Source organism: Streptomyces sp. SID11385, assembly GCF_010548245.1.
In the GTDB taxonomy this organism is placed as follows: Bacteria; Actinomycetota; Actinomycetes; order Streptomycetales; family Streptomycetaceae; genus Streptomyces.
In genome coordinates, this window is sequence record NZ_JAAGLR010000287.1 from 1 (window position 1) to 3,787 (window position 3,787).

1 protein-coding gene is annotated in these 3,787 nt (G+C 73.7%); it reads right to left on the minus strand.

Annotation, left to right across the window (positions count from 1 at the left end; translation table 11 throughout):
- Positions 1-3,787: non-ribosomal peptide synthetase (locus tag G3I42_RS08855; RefSeq protein ID WP_164284045.1), on the minus strand; the 3,787-nt coding region annotated here is incomplete at both ends.

Sequence of the window (3,787 nt, forward strand, 5' to 3'; positions counted from 1 at the left end):
AGCGCGTCCTCACCGCCCGCGCCCGGCCTGACGGCGACGACGGCGCGCGCGATGCCGCGCCGGGCGGCGAGGTGGGCCTCGATCTCGCCCGTCTCGATGCGGTGCCCGCGCAGTTTGACCTGGCTGTCGGCGCGGCCGAGGAGGTGGAGGCGCCCGGCGGTGTCCCAGCGCGCCAGGTCACCGGTGCGGTAGAGCCGTTCGGCCCCGGCGCCCGGCAGCAGCTCGCGCTCGGTGAACCGCTCGGCGGTCAGCTCGGGCCGGCCCGCGTAGCCGAGCGCGACGCCCTCGCCGCCGATCCACAGCTCGCCCGTGATCCCGGCGGGCAGCGGGTTGCCGTGCGGGTCGAGGACGTGGAGCGTGGCGTGCGGGAGCGGGCGGCCGATGGGGACGGCGAGCCCGGGGTCGAGCCCGTCGGCCGGGCCCTCGAAGAAGGCGCTGTCGATCGTGGCCTCGGTGACGCCGTACGAGTTCAGGACCCGGGTGCCCGGTCCCGCCAGCTCCCTCAGCCGCTCGTACTCGGCGACCTTCCACGTGTCGGAGCCGACGACGAGGAGGCGCAGGAAGCCGAGCCCCACGCCCTCGCGGGCGCAGTGCTCCATCAGCCCGCGCACGAGCGCCGGGACGAACTCGGCGCAGTCCACGCGCTCCTCGCGCAGCACCTCGTACAGGCGCGCGGTGTCGAGGAGCAGGTCCCGCCCGGCGAGGACGAGCGTGCCGCCCGAGCACAGGGCGCGCACGAGGTCGCCCGTGAAGACGTCGAACGAGGGCTGCGCGCTCTGGAGATGGACGCGCGTCTCCTCGCCGAGGCGGTACTCGCGGTGCCAGGAGGCGTAGGCGGCGGCGAGGTTGCGGTGGGCGACCCGGACGGCCTTCGGTTCGCCGGTGGAGCCGGAGGTGTGGATGACGTAGGCGGGTGCGTCGAGGTCGTCGGCGGCCTGCGGGACGGGGGCGGTCTCGGAGACCGCGAGTTCGGCGGCCGAGAGTTGCGGGCAGGGCAGTTCGTCCGGTGCCTCCACCCCGTCCGCCGTGATCACCAGCGCGGCGCCCGCCCCGGCGAGCACCTTCGCCAGGCGCTCCGCGGGAAGGGCCGGGTCGAGCGGCAGGTACGCGGCCCCGGCCCGCAGGACCGCCAGCAAGTGGGCGATCAATTCGGGAGACTTGGGCAGCGCGACCCCGACGACGGACCCGGCGCCGACGCCGAGGCCGCTGAGCCGCAACGCCAAGTCCGCCGAGGCGTGATCGAGTTCGCCGTACGTGAGCGCTTCGCCGCCCGGTACCCGTACCGCGTCCGCCGAGGCGTTCTCGCGGGCGGCCCGCTCGAAGAGCCGGTGGACGGGGACCGCGCCGGGCTCCAGGGCGGCGCGCCCGGCCCCGCTGGTCTCCCGTACCAGCTCCTCGCGTTCGTGCGCGGCGAGCATGTCGAGCGAGGAGACGGGCTCCTCGGGCGCGGCGTGCGTGAGGCTGTCGAGCAGGCGCGTGTAGTGCGCGGACATGCGGCGCACGGTCGTGGGGTCGAAGAGGTCGGTGTTGTACTTCAGGACGCAGTGGAAACGTCCCTCCGACTCCTCCTCGTACACGCTCAGCGTCAGGTCGAACTGTCCTTCTTCCTCCGGGAGTTCGATGTACTCCAGGCGGTAGCCGTACTGCTCCGTGGCGACCTTGTGCGTGAGCAGGATGAACATCGCCTGGAAGACGGCGGAGCGGCTGGAGTCGTGCTGGAGGCCGAGTTCGTCGACGAGGAGCACGAAGGGGTACTCCTGGTGGTCGAGCCCGCCGAGCACCGTGTCGCGCACCTGCGCGAGCAGCGCTTCGACGCCCGGGTCCCCGGAGAGGTCGGCGTGCAGCGGGAGCGGGTTGACGAAGTACCCGTACACGGAGGAGAACTCCTGCCGCGTGCGGCCCGTGACCGGGCTGCCGACGACCAGGTCGTCCTGCCCGGACCAGCGGTGCAGGAGCACGTAGTACGTGGCGAGGAGCACCATGAACGGGGTGACGCCGTGGCGCTGCGCGAGGGTGTGCACGCGGGCGCTGAGCGCTTCGTCGAGCACGAAGAACTCGGAGGCGCCGTTGTGCGTCTGCACGGCCGGGCGGGGGCGGTCGGTGGGCAGGTCGAGGAGCGGGACCTCGGCGGGGAGGTGGTCGCGCCAGTAGTCGCGCATCCGCGCGGCCTCGGGCGAGGCGAGGAACTTGTTCTGCTGGTTGAGGAAGTCCACGTAGCGCGCGGGCACGGGCGCGAGCGCCGGTTCGCGGCCCTCCTTCAGGGCCTCGTAGACCTCAAGCAGCTCTTCGATGAAGGTGAACGTCGACACCGCGTCCGAGACGATGTGGTGGACGGCCTTCATGATGACCCAGCGGTCGGGGCCGCGCCGGAAGAGCCGGAAGCGGAAGAGCGCGTCGTGCTCCAGGTCGTACCGCGCGCGGTACTCGTGGATGATCTGCTCCTTGATCTCCTCCCACTCCTGGCCCTCGACGTCGAACCAGCCGAGGTCGGGCTCGCGGCCGTCGCCGATGCGCTGCACGGCGCGGCCCTCGCGCAGGTGGAAACCGGTGCGCAGCGCGGGGTGGCGGGCGACGAGCCGGCGCACGGCCGCGAACATCAGCTCGGGGTCGAGCTCGGCGCGCACCTCGACGGCGCCGCCGATGTTGTAGGCGTGCCCGTCGGGGTTGAGCTGCTTGAGGAACCAGAGGGCCTTCTGGTTCTGCGTGAGCGGGAAGTCGCCGTCGTCGTCCCAGAGTTCGACGGTCGTCGCGGCGCCTCCGGCGGCCTCGTCGTGCGCGAGGCGTTCGGTCAGCTCCTCGTGCAGGCGGGTGGCCAGCTCGGCGAGCGGGGTGTTGCTGAGCAGCGCGACGACGGGCGGCGCGACGCCCAGTTCGGCCTGGGAGCGGGCGCGCAGTTCCATCGCGAGGAGCGAGTCGAGGCCGAGGGCGCCGAGGCCGCCCGCCGGGTCGATCTCCTCGGGCGCGGCCCGCAGCACGGCGGCGACCAGGCGCGTGAAGCGCTCCGTGACGAGCGCGCGGCGCTCCTCGGGACCGGCGGCGCGGAAGGCGGCGAGGAGGTCGCCCTCGTCGTCGGCGGCCTGGTCCCCGGCGGAGGCGGCGAGGTCCTGGACGAGGGCGGGCGGGGTGTCGTACCAGGCGAGGAAGGTGCGCCAGTCGACGACGGTCGCGACGACGAGCTGGGCGAGGTCCTGGCCGAGGACGCGTTCGAGGACGCTCATGCCCGCTTCGGGGCTGAGCGAGCTCATGCCGCGACTGTGCAGGTAGTGCGCTTCGAGGCCCAGTTCCTCGATCATGCCGGTCGCCCACGGGCCCCAGTCGAGCGCGAGCGCGGGCAGTCCGGCGGCGCGGCGGCGGTGCGCGAGCGCGTCGAGGAAGGCGTTGCCCGCCGCGTAGTTGGTCTGCCCTGCGGTGGTGAGGAGCGAGGCGACGGAGGCGAAGAGGACGAAGTGCTCCAGGGGTTCGTCGCGCAGGTGCTTGTCGAGCAGGGTCGCCCCGGCGGTCTTCGGGGCGTGGACGCTGTCGAAGGCTTCGCGGTCGATGTCGGCGAGGAGGGTGTCGCGGACCTGCCCGGCGAGGTGGAAGACGCCGCGCAGCGGGGGCGGGTCGCCCGCGCGGTACGTGGCGAGCCAGCCGGTGAAGGCGGCCTCGTCGGTGAGGTCGACGGGCGCGAGGACGACGTTCGCGCCGAGCGCCTCGATCTCCCTGACCAGCGCGATGGCCTGCCCGGCGCGGCTGCCCGGGTCGGTCGCGCGCCACGCGGCGCGCGGCGGCAGCGGCGTCCGGCCCA